This window comes from Enterobacter sp. R-25, assembly GCF_049913205.1.
Lineage (GTDB): Bacteria > Pseudomonadota > Gammaproteobacteria > Enterobacterales > Enterobacteriaceae > Enterobacter > Enterobacter ludwigii.
In genome coordinates, this window is sequence record NZ_CP183982.1 from 2,228,826 (window position 1) to 2,246,938 (window position 18,113).

The window sequence follows — 18,113 nt, forward strand, 5'->3', positions numbered from 1 at the left end:
TTTTGTGCGAAATAAGTAAGAAAATAATGGGTGCTTTTTCCCAGGGATAGCTACATCCATTTGGTGGACATATCCACAGGAATCCGGACACCTGCAAGGAGAGGAAAATGAGTAACGTAAAAATTGTTGATGTCATCATTCGCAAAACGGCCGAGAAAACGAAATTAACCGGAGAGGGTAATTTGTCGGTTTCTATTTCTTCGCCAAGTGTGATTGAAATTCAGGGTTCTGCTCAGGATGTTGTGCGTTATGTTCGCCAGGGTAAAGACCTGCTTATTTATATGAAAGACGGCAGCGTTATTCGCTGCAATAACTATTTTGTTGAAGATCCACAGACCCATAATCAATCAGAACTGGTCTTCAACGATCAGCAGGAACTGACGCATATTTCTTTTGCCGATGCCGGGGAAGCGTCTGGCGTTGCTGTTACCGAGTTAACCGCGCAGGCTACGCCGGTTGCCAGCATTGAGCCTTTTCTCGAGCAGGGAAGCGTTCTCAATGACGCGCCATGGGGATGGATTGCAGGCGCTGCGTTGGGCGGCGGTGCCATTGGCGCACTGCTGGCGCACGGGGGTGACGGCGAAACCAAAACCAAAGTCATCGACAACACCAAAGATGTTGAAAGCGCGACGCCGACCTTTTTGCTGACGGACAACGCGGGTGATAAGCAGGGTGTGCTGAGTGGAAAAGAGATCACGGACGACAACACCCCAACCTTTAGCGGTACCGGGCAGCCGGGCGCGACCATTCAGATCAAAGACAGCAGCGGAAGCACCATTGCCAGCACCATGGTCGGGAAAGAGGGTACCTGGACCGTAAAACTCCCGACTCAGGCTGACGGCGAACATACCTGGTCTGTCGTGCAAATCGACGGGAGCAAAACGACGCCGGCGGGCAGCATTACCGTCACAATTTCTACCGCTGACGCCAGCATCACGCTGGGGACAACGGCCGGTGACAACGTGATCAATGCCAGCGAACACTCCGCTGGCTTTACGCTGTCCGGCACCAGCAAAAATCTGGCGCAGGGAACCGGGCTTACCGTCACGCTGAACGGCAAAACCTACACGGCGGAAGTGGGGGCCGGCGGCGCATGGAGCGTAAACGTGCCTGCCGCGGATGCACAGGCGCTGGGTGACGGCACCTGGACGGTGAACGTCAGCGGTAAAGACGCCGCGGGCAATACCGTGAGCGGCAGCCAGACGATAGGTGTGGATACCAACGCGCCAGCGCTTTCTGTTGATACGATTGCGCAGGACAACGTCATCAACGCGGCTGAGCACAACCAGGCGCTGACGCTCACCGGTAAAACCGATGCGGAAGCCGGCCAGATTGTGACGGTAACGCTCAACGGGAAAAATCATACCGCCACGGTGGGGAGCAACGGCACGTGGTCCGTTACGCTGCCCGCCAGCGAGGTGCAATCGCTGGCGAATGGCGACCATACGCTAACGGTGAACGTCAGCGATAAAGCGGGGAACGGATCTTCCACGACCGTCGATTTCACCGTGGATACCGCCGCCCCGGTCGTGACGATTAACACCGTTGCTGACGACAATATCCTCAATACCAGCGAGCAGGGCCAGGCGCAGATTATTTCCGGTACGGCGAGCGGCGCAGCAGCAGGGGATGTCGTGAGCGTAACCGTTGGCGGTCAGACCTTCACCGGTGTGGTGCAGGCGGACGGCAGCTGGAGCGTGGGGGTGCCTGCGTCCGTGGTGGGCTTGCTGGGAGAAGGCAACCACAACATTACGGTTTCCGTTACCGATGCCGCGGGCAATACCGGCAGCGCCACACACGGCATTACGCTGAGCGGTAACCCACCGGAATTTACCGTTCATGCCATCAGCCAGGATAACGTTCTCAATGCTCAGGAGGCTATGCAGCCGCTGAGCCTGACCGGCACCAGCACGCTGCCAGACGGCAGCGCCATCACCGTGACGCTGAACAACGTCAATTATCAAACCGTTGTCGAGAACGGGAGCTGGTCAGTTCAGGTACCGGTTTCCGACGTCCTGCAACTGGCGAACACGCTGTACACCGTCAGCGTCAGCGGTACCGACAGCGTGGGCAACAGCGGCTCAGCAGAGGCCACACTGCTGGTTGATACCGTGTTGCCACAGGTGGTCATCAATACCTTTGCCGGCGACAACCGGGTGAATAACGCCGAAGTGGCCGCCGATCAAACGATCAGCGGTCGTGTCACGGGTGCAGCGGCAGGGGATACGGTGTCTGTTTCCGTTGGCGGCAAGCATTACAGCGCCACCGTGGGTAGCGATCTGACCTGGAACCTCACTATCCCGTCTGCGGATCTCAGGGCATTCGGCGACGGCGACCTGACCATTACCGCGTCAGTCACCAACAGCCACGGCAATACGGGCAGCGGCGAGCGCGATATCAATATCAACGCGGCGCTGCCGGGTCTGCGCGTTAACACCCTTTCCGGTGATGACGTGATCAATGCCATTGAGCAGCATCAGGATCTTACTGTGACCGGCTCCAGCAGCCATCTGGCCGCAGGCACGCAGATCACCGTCACCATCAATAACGTCGACTATGTCACCGTGGTCAACGCCACCGGTGGCTGGCAGATTGGTGTTCCGGCGAGCGACCTCCAGTCCTGGACGCCGGGCCATATCGCAGTGCACGTCAGTGCAGAAGATGCGTGGGGCAATGCCGTTGCCGCTGAACATCCGATCGAACTCGACCTGAACGCCGTGGCGGTGACTGTTGATGTCATCTCCGGTGATGACCGACTGAACGCGGCGGAAAAAGGCAGCGATCTCACGCTCTCTGGCCAGACGCAGGGCGTGGAAGCTGGGCAGACTGTGGTGGTGAAATTCGCCGATCGGACCTATACCGCGCAGGTGCAGCAGGATGGCACCTGGAGCCTGACCGTACCGGCTAGCGCCATGGAAACGTTGATTGACGGCCGCGCGCAGGTGAGCGTCAGCGTGACGAACGTTAACGGCAACAGCGCCGATGCGTCGCGCGTGGTGACGGTCGATACGCTGCCTCCGGACATCACGATCAATAATCTGACCGATGACAACATCATCAGTGCCGCCGAAGCGCAGCAGGATATCGTGTTAAGCGGTAGCAGCACGGCGGAAGCGGGCCAGACGGTCACCGTCGCGCTGAACGGTAAAACCTACCAGACCACCGTTCAACATGACGGTAGCTGGCAACTGACAGTACCTGCTGCGGACGTCGGCGCACTGGTCGATGGCACCGTCACGGTAACGGCAACCGTGAGCGATGTGGCAGGTAACAGCAGCAGCACGGATCGCGTCGGGCTGGTGGATGCCACCGTACCGCAGGTGACCATTAACGATTTTGTCACCGATACCAATACCATAAACCAGCTTGCCCATACCCAGGCGCAGGTTCTCAGCGGCTCCGTGACCGGAGCGGCAGCGGGTGATTGGGTCACGGTGACCATCAATAACGTGGATTACACCACCGTGGTGGATGCGGCGGGCAACTGGAGCCTCGGCCTGCCTGCGTCTGTGGTACAGGGCCTGGCGGACGGAACCTGGACGATAACGGTCTCTGTGACCGATCAATCTGGCAACACCGGCAGCAGCACGCTGGAGGTGGTGGTTAATACCGTGACGCCGCAGATAGGTATTCACACCCTGGCGGCGGACGACGTGATTAACGCCACCGAAAAAGGCGAAAATCTGCTGCTTTCCGGGACCAGCAACCAGCCAGAAGGCACCCCGATCACCGTGGCCCTGAATGGCATTCACTACACCGCCATTACGGATGCCAGCGGTAACTGGCGTGTTACCGTACCGGCCTCCGCAGTAAGCGCGCTGGGCGAGGCGCACTACACGGTGACGGCGAGCGTCACGGACAGTGTGGGTAACAGCGCGTCGGCCACGCACGATGTGCTGGTAGACAGCTCGCTGCCGGTGGTCACGCTCAACACGCTGGCGGGCGATAACATCATCAACGCGGCGGAACTGGCGGCAGGCCAGACCCTGACGGGGAAAGTCGCCAACGCGGCGGCAGGCGACATTGTCACCCTTACCCTGGGCGGCAAGACGTATACCGTTGCGGTGCAGGACGATCTTACCTGGAGCCTGCCGTTAACCCAGAGCCAGTTAACCGCGCTCGGTAACGGTGAGCTGACGGTTACGGCCAGCGTGACGAATGCGCACGGAAACACCGGTTCTGCCGCGCTGGACTTCACCATCGACGCCCAGTTGCCTGGTCTGCGTATTGATACCGTGGCGGGCGACGATGTTATCAATATCATCGAGCACGGTCAGAATCTGATTGTTTCCGGTACCAGCACCGATCTGGCCGCGGGCAGCACCGTTACCGTGACCATTAACAACATTGAGTACGTCGCCACGGTCCTGGCCGACGGAACCTGGAAAGCGGCTGTGCCTGCGGCGGATGTCAGCCAGTGGGCGGACGGTCCTCTCAACATTACAGCCCGCGCACAGGATGCTTCCGCCAACCCGGTGAATATCGGGACCGTGGTGGATGTCGATCTCGCCCCGGTCGCGATAAGCGTTAACAGCGTGACCCCTGATAACGTGCTGAACGCGGCGGAGAAGGGACACGATCTGGCGCTCTCCGGCACCACGTCTGGGGTCGAAGCCGGTCAGACGGTGACGGTCACCTTTGGTGGCAAAAGCTACACCACCACCGTGGATGCGAATGGCAACTGGGCTTACACCGTTCCGGCTGCGGATGTAAGCGGCCTGAAAGAGGGCGATGCCCGCGTTCAGGTGAGCGTGAGCAACGTGAATGGCAACCCGGCGTCTTCGTCACACGAATTCAGCGTCGATACCACTGCGCCGACGGTCACCATCAATACGGTCAGTCACGACAACATGCTCAATGCGGCAGAGGCGGCACAGGATCTCACCCTGAGCGGCACCTCGACTGCCGAAGCGGGGCAGACGGTCACGGTGACCTTTAATGGCAATCAATACACCGCACAGGTACAGGCTGACGGCAGCTGGACGCTTGACGTGCCGGCAGCCGATCTGGCCGGTATCACCGACGGCACTGCCGTCGTTACGGCGACCGTGTCGGATAAAGCCGGTAACCCGGCCAGCACGGATGCGTCTGTGCTGGTGGACACTACCGTGCCGCAGATCACCTTCAACACCGTTGCCGGTGATGACATTCTGAATATTGCTGAACACGGTCAGGCGCTGAACGTTTCTGGCACAGTCACCGGGGCACAGGCAGGCGACGTGATCACCGTGACGCTGAACGGTAAAAATTACAGCGCAATGCTGGACGCGTCCGGCAACTGGAGTATGGGTATTCCGGCGGCTGACGCGGGCGCGCTGGGCAATGGCGACCATACGATGTCTGCGACCCTCACCGACAAAGCGGGCAACAGCACCACGCAGACGCATGAGATTGCGGTTTCCCTGACCGCTCCGGTTATCGCTATCAATACCGTTGCGGGCGATGATGTGATCAATGCCATCGAGAAAGGCGAAGATCTGCAACTCTCCGGCACCAGCAACCAGCCGGACGGCACCACGATCGTCGTGACCCTGAATGGCATTAACTACACGGCCACGACTGACACCAGCGGCAACTGGAGCGTGACGGTACCGGCAGCAAACGTCTCGGCGCTGGGCGAAGCGAACTACACCGTCACCGCGAGCGTGACCGATACCGCAGGCAACAGCGCGAGCACCAGCCATCAGGCACTTGTCGACAGTGCGCTACCGGTGGTGACCATTAACGCTGTCGCCATTGATGATGTCATCAATGCGGCGGAAGTGACTGCGGGACAGACCCTGAGCGGAAAAGTCAGCGGTGCCGCAAGTGGTGACACTGTCACGATTTCAATGGGGGGCAACACCTGGACCGCCACCGTTCAGGATGATCTGAGCTGGTCGGTCAATGTGCCGCCTGAAGTCTTAAAGGCCATTGGCAACGGCGATTTGACCGTGACGGCAAGCGTCACTAATGGTCACGGCAATACCGGCTCCGGCAGCCGCGACATCACCATTGATGCCAACCTGCCGGGTCTGCGGGTCGATACCGTGGCGGGCGACGATGTGATTAACAGCATCGAGCATGGCCAAAACCTGATTATTAGCGGCTCCAGTGATGGGCTGAAAACAGGTACTGCGTTGACGGTGACCGTCAATGGTAAAACCTATGCGGCGACGATTCTGGCCGACGGGACCTGGGCGGCAGCGATCCCGGCCACCGATGTCAGCGCGCTGAACGCAGGCAAGGTGACGGTAACCGTTGAGGGTCAGAGCACCGCAGGAAACCCGGTGACGATCGCGCATGACGTCACGGTCGATCTGGCCGCGGTGGCGATCAGCGTCAACGCGATTGCCACCGACGATGTGATCAACGCGGCGGAAAAAGGCACGGACCTGGTCCTGTCGGGTACCACCACCCAAGTCGAAGCCAACCAGACCGTGTATATCACCTTTGGCGGCAAGTCTTACACCGCGACCGTGGATGCCAGCGGTAACTGGACCGCTACCGTGCCTTCTGCTGATTTAGGCAGCCTGAAGGAGGGCGATGCCAGCGTGCAGGTTAGCGTCACCAACGTGAACGGCAACAGCGCGTCAGCGGGCCGTGAATACAGCGTGGATACGACCGCGCCGACGGTCACTATCGACATTGTCAGCGACAACAACGTCATTAATGCGTCTGAAGCGCAGCAGGATTTGGTGGTTAACGGCATCACGAATGCGGAAGCGGGTCAGACCGTGACCGTGACGCTGAACGGCAAGGATTACACCACCACCGTGCAGGCGGATGGCAGCTGGAGCCTGAGCGTACCGTCAACCGACCTGAGCGGCATTATCGACGGAAACTACACCATCACCGCGGCGGTATCCGACAAAGCGGGCAACCCGGCCTCGGTGGATCGTGACGTGCTGGTGGATACCACGGTGCCGCAGTTGACCATTCACACCGTTTCGGATGACGACGTCATCAACAGCGTTGAGCACGCGCAGGCGTTGATTGTCACCGGGTCTGTCACCGGCGCGGCAGCGGGTGATGTGGTCACCGTCACCATCAATAATAAATCTTACACCGCCACGCTGGATGCCGCGGGCAACTGGAGCGTGGGAGTGCCTGCGGTCGACGTCAATGCTCTGGCCGCCGGGGATCACACCATCACCGCGACCCTGACCGATAAAGCGGGCAACAGCAACAGTGCGACTCACGACGTGGCCGTCAACCTTACCGCTCCGGTGCTGACCATTGACACCGTTTCAGACGACGATGTCATCAATAGCACCGAGAAAACGCAGGATCTCACCCTCACCGGCACCGCGTCAGGTCTGGCGGCGGGCGCGATCGTCACCGTGATGCTGAACGGCAAAGCCTACAGCGCAACGGTGGATGATAACGGGCTGTGGACGGCTACCGTTCCGGCGGATCAGGTTGGCGCACTGGGTGAAGCGATCTACACCCTCACCGCGTCTGCTACCGATGCTGTTGGCAACAGTACCAGCGTGACTCACACCGTGAACGTGGAGTCTGTCCTGCCAGGTGTCACCATCAACACCGTGGCTGGCGACGATATTATCAATACCGCGGAGCTGGCGACCGGCCAGACTCTCAGCGGTACCGTGGTGAATGCCGAAGCGGGCAACACCGTCACCGTGACCCTCGGCGGTAACACCCTGACCGCCACGGTGCAGGATGACCTGACCTGGTCCGTCAACGTACCGCAGTCCATGTTAACCGCACTGGGTAACGGCGAACTGACCGTCACCGCCAGCGTGACTAACGGCGTGGGCAACAGCGGCACCGGCGAGCGCGATATCACCATCGACGCCAGCCTGCCGGGCCTGCGCGTGGATACCGTGGCGGGTGACGATGTGATCAACAGCATCGAGCATGGTCAGAACCTGATCGTGACCGGCACCAGCGAAGGACTGGCGGCAGGGACCGCTCTGACCGTAACGGTAAATAATAAAACCTATCCGGCCACCGTGCTGGCTGACGGCACCTGGAGTGCGGCTATTCCGGCGGCCGATGTTGGCGCGCTGGCGGCAGGCACGGTAGCGGTCACCGTTGAGGGGCAGAACAGCGCCGGTACGCCGGTGTCCATTACCCACAATGTGACGGTGGACCTTGCGGCGGTCGCCATCGGGATTGACGCCATTGCCACGGATGATGTGATTAACGCTGCTGAGAAGGGCGCGGACCTGGTGCTCTCTGGCACCACCTCCAACGTGGAGGAGAATCAGACCGTCAGCATCCTCTTCGGCGGTAAAACCTATACGGCGTCGGTGGATGCTGACGGCAAATGGACGGCGACGGTGCCGTCTGCTGACCTGGCCGGTCTGAAAGAGGGCGATGCCAGCGTGCAGGTGAGCGTCACCAACGTCAACGGCAACAGCGCGTCTGCGGGCCGCGAGTACAGCGTGGATACCACTGCGCCGTCCGTAACGATTAACACCCTGGCGGCTGACGACATCCTGAATGCGACCGAAGTGAAAGCTGACCTGACGGTGTCCGGTACCAGCACCGCCGAAGCGGGCCAGACGGTCACCGTAAGCCTGAACGGGAAGAACTACACCACTACCGTGGGCGCAGACGGCAACTGGACGCTGGACGTTCCGGCAGCCGACCTGGCGGCGCTTACGGACGGCAGCGTGACCGTGACGGCCGCCGTCAGTGACAAGGCGGGTAACCCGGCCTCGGTGGCTCACAACCTGGCTGTTGACGTGACGGTGCCGGTCGTGACCATCAACACCGTGGCGGGCGACGACGTGATTAATGTGGCTGAGCATGCACAGGCGCAGATCGTCAGCGGCTCTGCCACCGGCGCGGCGGCGGGCGATAAAGTCACCGTGACCGTTGGCAGCCAGACCTACACCACCGTGCTGGACGCCGCGGGCAACTGGAGCGTGGGTGTTCCGGCGAACGTGATTTCCGCGCTGCAGGATGGCACCGTGACGGTCAGCGTCAGCGTCACCGATGCCGCGGGCAATACCGGATCCGGCACCCATAACGTGACCGTCGATACCGGGCTGCCTTCTGTGGGCTTCAGTACCCTGAGTGGCGACAACGTACTGAACGCGGTTGAGAAAGGTCAGGATCTGAGCGTCAGCGGTACCAGTGCCAACCTTGCGGAAGGTACCCTGGTCACCGTGACCCTGAACGGCAAACAATACACCGCAACAACCGCGGCGGACGGCGGCTGGAGCCTGACGGTACCGGCAGCGGATCTGGCCGCGCTGGGTGAGGCGAACTACACCCTGAGCGCAACCGCGACGAACACCGTGGGGAACAGCGTCAGCAATACGGCGAACCTGCAGGTCGACACCGCGCTGCCGACCGTCATCATCAACACCGTGGCCGGTGACAACGTCATCAATGCGGCGGAAGTGGCTGCCGGGCAAACCCTGAGCGGTACCGTTGCCCACGCCGAAGCGGGCAATACCGTCACCGTTACGATGGGCGGTAACAGCTGGACGGCGACGGTGCAGGATGACCTGACCTGGTCCGTCAACGTGCCTTCAGAGGTGCTGACGGCGCTGGGTAACGGCGGACTGAGCGTGACGGCCACCGTCACCAACGGGCACGGCAATACCGGTTCCGGCGAACGCGATATCACCATTGACGCCAGCCTGCCGGGCCTGCGTGTCGATACCGTGGCAGGCGACGATGTGATTAACAGCATCGAGCGTGGTCAGAACCTGATTGTCAGCGGCTCCAGCGATGGGCTGGCAGCGGGCACGGCACTGACCGTCACCGTGAACGGCAAAACCTATGCGGCGTCCGTACTGGCGGACGGGACCTGGAACGCAGCCGTGCCGGCCGCAGACGTCAGCGCGTGGCCGGAAGGCACCGTGAAAATTACCGTTACCGGCGATAGCCCGACGGGCAACCCGATGACCATCAGCCACGACGTGACGGTGGATCTGGCGACCGTGGCGATCAGCATTAACGCCATCGCTACCGATGACGTGATTAACGCGGCGGAAAAAGGGACCGATCTGGTGCTGTCAGGTGCGACCACCAACGTGGAAGCCGGACAGACCGTCACCCTCGCCATGGGCGGTAAAATCTATACCACCACTGTCGATGCCAGCGGTAACTGGACTTATACCGTACCGTCTGCTGACCTGGCCGGTCTGAAAGAGGGCGATGCCAGCGTGCAGGTGAGCGTTACCAACGTCAACGGCAACAGCGCGTCTGCGGGCCGCGAGTACAGCGTGGACACCACCGCGCCGTCCGTAACGATTAACACCCTGGCGGCTGACGACATCCTGAATGCGACCGAAGCGAAAGCTGACCTGACGGTGTCCGGTACCAGCACCGCCGAAGCGGGCCAGACGGTCACCGTGAGCCTGAACGGGAAGAACTACACCACCACCGTGGGGGCAGACGGCAACTGGACGCTGGACGTTCCGGCAGCCGACCTGGCGGCGCTCACGGACGGCAGCGTGACCGTGACGGCCGCCGTCAGTGACAAGGCGGGTAACCCGGTCTCGGTGGATCATAACCTGGCTGTTGACGTGACGGTGCCGGTCGTGACCATCAACACCGTGGCGGGCGACGACGTGATTAACGTGGCTGAGCATGCGCAGGCGCAGATCGTCAGCGGCTCTGCCACCGGCGCGGCGGCGGGCGATAAAGTCACCGTGACCCTTGGCAGCCAGACCTACACCACCGTGCTGGACGCCGCGGGCAACTGGAGCGTGGGCGTTCCGGCGAACGTGATTTCCGCGCTGCAGGATGGCACCGTGACGGTCAGCGTCAGCGTCACCGATGCCGCGGGCAATACCGGATCCGGCACCCATAACGTGGCCGTCGATACCGGGCTGCCTTCCGTGGGCTTCAGTACCCTGAGCGGCGACAATGTGCTGAACGCGGTGGAGAAAGGTCAGGATCTGAGCGTCAGCGGTACCAGCGCCAACCTTGCGGAAGGTACCCTGGTCACCGTGACCCTGAACGGCAAACAATACACCGCAACAACCGCGGCGGACGGCGGCTGGAGCCTGACGGTACCGGCAGCGGATCTGGCCGCGCTGGGTGAGGCGAACTACACCCTGAGCGCAACCGCGACGAACACCGTGGGTAACAGCGTCAGCAATACGGCGAACCTGCAGGTCGACACCGCGCTGCCGACCGTCATCATCAACACCGTGGCCGGTGACAACGTCATCAATGCAGCGGAAGTGGCGGCAGGCCAGACGATCGGCGGGAAAGTGGTGAACGCCGAAGCGGGTAATACCGTGACGGTCTCTGTCGGTGGCAATACCTACACCACAACGGTACAGAGCGATCTGAGCTGGTCTGTAGACGTCCCGCAGTCCGTGCTGACCGCGCTGGGTAATGGCGACCTGACCGTCACCGCAACGGTTACCAACGGACACGGCAATACCGGTTCCGGCGAGCGTGATATCTCCATCGATGCCAGCCTGCCGGGCCTGCGTGTCGATACCGTGGCAGGCGACGATGTGATCAACAGCATTGAGCAGGGTCAGAACCTGATTGTCAGCGGCTCCAGCGATGGGCTGGCAGCGGGGACCATGCTTACGGTAACGGTGAACGGCAAAACCTATGCGGCGTCCGTACTGGCGGACGGGACCTGGAACGCGGCTATTCCGGCGGCGGATGTAAGCGCGCTGCCGGCAGGAACGGTAACCGTTACCGTTGCAGGCCAAAGCACCACGGGCAATCCGGTGACCATCAGCCATGACGTCACTGTTGATCTGGCGACCGTCGCCATCAGCATTGATACCATTGCCGTTGACGATGTGATTAACGCGGCGGAGAAAGGGGCAGATCTGCTGCTTTCCGGCACCACCAGCAACGTGGAAGCCAACCAGACCGTCAGCATCACCTTTGGCGGCAAGCACTACACGGCCACCGTTGATGCCAGCGGTAACTGGACGGCGACGGTACCGTCTGCTGACCTGGCCGGTCTGAAAGACGGCGATGCCAGCGTACAGGTGAGCGTCACCAACGTGAACGGCAACAGCGCCTCAGCAGGGCGCGAATACAGCGTCGATGCGACCGCGCCTGCCATGACGATTGATACGGTTGCCGGCGACAACGTGATCAACGCCAGCGAAGCGTCTGCAGGTGTGGCCATCACCGGCACCACCACGGCAGAAGCGGGTCAGACGGTCACCGTAACGCTCGGCAATAAGCAGTACACTGCGCAGGTTCAGGCAGGCGGCACGTGGAGTGTGAATGTGCCCGGGGCCGACCTGACCGCGATGGCCGACAACGGCTACACCGTACAGGTTAGCGTGAGCGATGCGGCCGGTAACCCAGGCAGCGCGGATAAAGCCATTACCCTTGACACCACGCCACCGGTTATCAGCTTTAACGCGGTCGCCGTTGATGATGTGATCAACAGCGTGGAGCATGCGCAGGCGCAGATCGTCAGCGGTAGTGCAACCGGTGCAAACGTCGGCGACAGGCTGGTGATTACCGTCGGGTCTCATCAGTACACGACAACGGTAGATGCGAGCGGCAACTGGAGTGTGGGCGTACCGGCCAGCGTCATTTCCTCGCTGGCTGACGGCACCGCGACCCTCAGCGCAACCATTACCGACAGTGCGGGCAACAGCAGCACGAAGACCCATGATGTGGTGGTCAACACGGCCTCGGTGGCGCTGACCGTGAATACCATTGCCGGCGACGACGTGATCAACGCGGCAGAAGCAGGCACCTCGCTGGTGATTAACGGCTCGAGCGCGCAGTTTGCCAGCGGGACGCAGGTCACGGTAACCCTGAACGGTAAAAGCTACACCGCCACCATTCAGAGCGACGGCTCCTGGACGACTACCGTGCCGGCTGCTGATGTGGGCGCACTGACCGATGGCGGACATTATCCTGTCTCCGTTGCTGCCCAGGACAGCGCGGGCAACAGCGCGTCGGCAACGCACAGCATCAGCGTGGATACCACCGCGCCGGTGATCGGTGTGAATACGCTCTCTGGCGACGACGTGTTAAATGCAGCAGAAGCACAGCAGCCGCTGACCGTGCATGGTTCTACCAGCGCGGAAGCCGGGCAGACCGTTACCGTAACGCTGGGGGGTAAAACCTACAGCGCAACGGTGGCGAACGATGGTACGTGGACGCTGGATGTGCCAGCCGCCGACCTGGCGGCCCTGAATGAAGGGGCGCTGACGCTGACCGCTTCAGTCAACGATAAAGCGGGTAACAGCGGACAGACCACTCACACCCTGACGGTGGATACCGTGGCGCCAACCGTAACCATCGGCACTGTGGCGGATGACGATATTATCAATAACGCTGAGCAGCTGGCAGGCCAGACCATCAGCGGCACCACCACGGCGGAGCAGGGCCAGACGGTGACGGTTTCCTTCAACGATCACAACTATCAGGCGACCGTGGGGGCGGACGGCTCGTGGTCGGTCTTTGTGCCGGGGCATGATTTCCTCGGCCTGAGCGACGGAAATTACACCCTAACGGCGACGGTGAACGATAAGGCCGGTAACCCGGGCAGCGCGACGCACGACGTGACGCTGAACGGTGATGTCCCGACCATAACTATCCACTCCTTTGCGCAGGACGATATCGTCAGCGCCGCTGAACATGGTATCCCTCTGGTGGTCGGTGGTACCACCGACGCGCCTGCGGGCCAGACGGTGACCATCACCCTGAACGGCAAAACCTACACCACAACCGTGCAGGCTGACGGTAGCTGGAACTACACCGTAGGCAGTGCAGACGTGACCGCGCTGGCAGATGGAGGATCGTATGTGATCCATGCCCAGGTGAGTAACACCATCGGTAACACTGCCAGCGACGATCACACCGTGACCGTGGATCTGACCGCGCCGTCAATGGGGATCAGTATCGACGCCCTGCAAAACGATACCGGGCTGAGCGCGAGTGATTTCATCACCAACGACAGCCAGATTATTGTTAACGGTTCATTGACCGCGCAGCTCGGCAATAACGAGAAAGCGCAGATCAGCGTGGACGGCGGGGCGAGCTGGATTGACCTGGCCGTCACGGGCACCACCTGGCGCTACACCGATGGCCGCACCCTGACGGACGGTACGTATCAGTACCAGGTCCGCGTGATTGATAACGCGGGTAACGTAGGGGCAACGGACAGCCAGAACGTGGTGGTGGATCTCACCGCGCCTGCGGCGACGACCATTACGGTCGATTCCGTCAGTCAGGATACCGGTTTGTCTGGCAGCGACTTTATCACCAGCGATAACCAGATCAGCCTGAAAGGGACGCTCGGTGCGGCGCTGGGGAGTGGCGATCACGCGCAGATCAGCCTCGATGGCGGTGTAACCTGGACGGATGTCAGCGTCAGCGGACTGAGCTGGACCTGGGTTGATACCCGCACGCTGGCGGACGGCGATTATAACTATCAGCTTCGCGTGATTGACGATGCGGGCAATATCAGCGCCACCACCAGCCAGGTGGTCACCATTGATACCGTGGCACCCGATGCCAGTAAAACCATCGCCATTGACAGCATCAGCGATGACACTGGCCTGAGCAGCAGCGACTTTATCACCCATGATACCTCGCTAACGCTGCATGGCTCGCTCGGCGCGACGCTGGCTGACGGCGAATATGCGCAAATCAGCATCGACGGTGGCGTGACCTGGCAGAACGTGATTGTCACCGGTAACAGCTGGTACTACGTGGACGGCCGCACGCTGGGTAATGCCACCTATGACTATTATGTGCGCGTGGTGGATGCCGCAGGTAACGTGGGATCCAGTGCCCATCAGCAGGTGACTGTCGATACGGTCGCCCCGGATGCGGCGATTACGGTGACCGTGGATAACATCACCGTGGATACCGGCTTCGACCACAACGACTTCCTGACCAGTTCAACGTCATACACCCTGAACGGGACGCTGGGGGCGCAACCCGGTGCGGGCGAGTATGTTCAGGTCAGTATGGATGGCGGCACCACCTGGGTTAACGCGACGGTGAATGGCACACAGTGGAGCTATAACGACACGCGTACCCTGGCCGACGGTAGCTACAACTATCAGGTGCGGGTGGTCGATCTGGCCGGTAACGTCGGGGCAACCACGTCGCAGACGGTCACGGTTGATACCCACGCGCCTCAGTACGGCATCACCATTGACAGCATCAGTGAAGATACCGGGCAGTCCGGCACTGATTTCATCACCATGGACACCACGCTTACGCTCAACGGCTCGCTTGGCAGCGCGCTGGCCAATGATGAACGCGTGCAGATTAGCCTGGACGGCGGGAATACCTGGACAGATGCAACGGTAACCAACCAGCGCTGGAGCTACACCGATACCCGCGATCTGGCTGACGGTGATTACACCTATCAGGTGCGGATTATCGACCAGGCGGGCAACGTGGGCTCAACCTCATCGCAGGTGGTGACGGTGGATACCACGCCGCCAACCACCGTGGGAACCGTGATGAGCTATACCGATGACGAAGGTGAGCGTCTGGGCTCCTTTGGCAGCGCGATGGCGACGGATGACAGCTCGCCGCTGATCAACGGAACGCTGAACCGCGCACCGGATGACGGTGAGATTGTGCAGCTTTATCGTGACGGGATCCTGCTGGGCCAGGTCACGATGAACGGTAGCGCAAGCTGGTCCTTCCAGGATAACGGCCTGAGCGATGGCAATCATACGTATATCCTGCGGGTAACCGATAAAGCCGGTAACTATACGGAATCGGACGGGTTTGTACTGAACGTCGATACCAGTATCCCGACCACCACGGCGGCAATTACCGCGCAGACAACATCGGATACCACGCCGATTGTCAGCGGAACGGTCTCCGCGGATCTGGTGAACGGCGAGTACCTGGTGGTGAATGTGAACGGTAAAACCTACACCTCGCAGACGGGCGGCGCGGTGGTGGTCGACCCGGATCACAACACCTGGTATCTGCAGATCCCGGACAGCGATGCACTGAGCGTTGCCAGCTATAACGTAACGGCACAGGTGAAGAGCAGCGCGGGTAACGGCAATACCACCGGGACGGCGAGCGGCAGCCTGGTGATTGACACCACCACGGTGAATACCAGTTGGGCCACCACGGCGGGTAACAGCGAAAACTCGACCATGACCGTCGGCATGAACAGCAGCGGCCTGTGGAATATCATTGCTAACGGACAGTCCTATTCCAGCAGTGATGATTCAACCTACGCGGCGAACGCGCTGACCAATACGCGTGGCTTCCCTGCCGTAAGCCAGACCGCCGCCGATTTTGACCGTAACGGCACGCAGGACATCTTTGCGACTGAAACCACCTACGGCGGGTCTACACAGGTGATGTGGACCTACGATGGCAGCACTTACAACGCCAGCCAACTGGGTATGGGAACCACTATCTGGTACGGCGGTGTCATTGCCTACGATAAAACCGGTGACGGGTATCTGGACCTTGCGTATGGCGATGCCGGTGCGGACTCCATTACCTACCTTATTAACAACAAAGGGGTGCTCACGCCGGATGGGAACTATGGCGGCGCCGGGTTCTGGGGACAATTCACCACCATGCGTGAAATCTCCGGCGTCGACCTGAATAACGACGGCACCGTGGATGTGGTTCAGCACACCAACCGCAGCGGCGCGTACTCGCTTACCGTGATTAACAACAACGGTAACGGGACGTTATCCCTCGGTCAGAACCTGACTAACGTGTTTGTTGCAAACGTGGCGAATACCACCACAGCGGCGTCGATGACGTGGGCGGATTTCAACGGCGATGGCTACATGGATCTGTACCTGGGCAGCAGCTACAACAACAACGGCGGGGTGATCTACTACAACGACGGTACCGGGAAACTCTCCACCACCAAGAGCGCGGTTGAGGCCTCTAACGCGTCTGCAGGGTATCTGTCGGTGGCGGTGGACTGGAACGCAGACGGCCAGATGGACGTCATCAAGCTCAGTACCTACAGCGGATCGCAGACCGCAACCCTGTTTACCAACAACGGTTACGGTTCAAGCTGGACAGCAAGTCAGCTGGCTTCCGGACTGGCGAACGTCACCGGTGTGGCCGCCGTGGATTACAACTGGGACGGCGCGCAGGATCTGCTGGTGTCGCAGCAGAACGGCAAGGTGGTGCTGGTGCAAAACAGCAAAACCGTTGCCGACGGCACGGCGATGCATCTGCACATTGTCGACAGTGAGGGTATCAACGCCTACTACGGTAATACGGTCAATCTGTATAACGCGGCGGGCGTACTGGTGGCCTCGCAGATCATCAACGCCCAGTCCGGTATCGGTTCGAACGATACCTCTGCACTGGTGAGTTTCTACGGTCTGGATCCGAATGAAACTTACTCGGCCGAGATCCTGAAAATCACCAATGGCGTGTCGGATAACGTCACCTGGAGCGGTCTGGAAGCCGGCAACGGTAAAGAGGGCTACGTCCTCACTGCCGAAGCAGCAACCGGGGGGCACAGCGGGACGCTTACCGGTACCGGGTATAACGACACCTTTATCGCCGAGGACGGCACGTATACCTATAACGGTTCCGGCGGCTGGACGACCCACTCGGATCACGACACCTGGAGTAACACCGGGGGGATGGACGTGGTGGACTACCGCAATGCGACGTCCGGCGTGACCGTCGACCTGCGTCTTTCTACCGCGCAGGACACCGGGTTTGGTACCTCACGCCTGCTGAACATTGAGGGCATTAACGGCTCGGACTTTGACGATGTCATTACCGGCAACAGCGGTAACAACCAGTTCGAAGGCCGTGGCGGTAACGACACGTTCAATATTGGCAGCGGCGGTCACGATACGCTGCTCTACACGTTGATCAACGCCTCCAATGCCACAGGCGGTAACGGCAGTGATGTGGTGAACGGCTTTACGGTAGGCACCTGGGAAGGCACGGCGGATACGGACCGTATTGACCTGCGCGACCTGCTTTCAGGCAGCGGCTACACCGGTACGGGCTCAGCGAGCTACGTGAACGGGGTCGCCACGCTGGACGGCAGTGCGGGGAATATCACCGATTACATCCGCGTGGTGCAAAACGGCAGCAATACCGAAATCCAGGTTGACCTGGACGGTAGCGGCGGCCAGTTCTCACCCACAACGCTGGTCACGCTGAACGGCGTGCAGACCGATCTGGCTACGCTGCTGGCAAATCATCAACTGTTAATTGCGTAA

The 18,113-nt window shown here is 60.5% G+C and carries 1 protein-coding gene and 1 pseudogene; both read left to right on the forward strand.

Going from position 1 to position 18,113, the window contains the following annotated elements; translation table 11 throughout:
* Window positions 1-107 precede the first annotated feature (107 nt).
* Window positions 108-1,727, forward strand: a pseudogene (locus tag ACN9MQ_RS10730) (Ig-like domain-containing protein); the annotation flags it as partial.
* Complete coding sequence (locus tag ACN9MQ_RS10735; protein ID WP_426262731.1) at window positions 1,719-18,113, forward strand: Ig-like domain-containing protein; 16,395 nt, start codon at window positions 1,719-1,721, stop codon at window positions 18,111-18,113. The pseudogene ACN9MQ_RS10730 and the gene ACN9MQ_RS10735, both read left to right, overlap by 9 nt.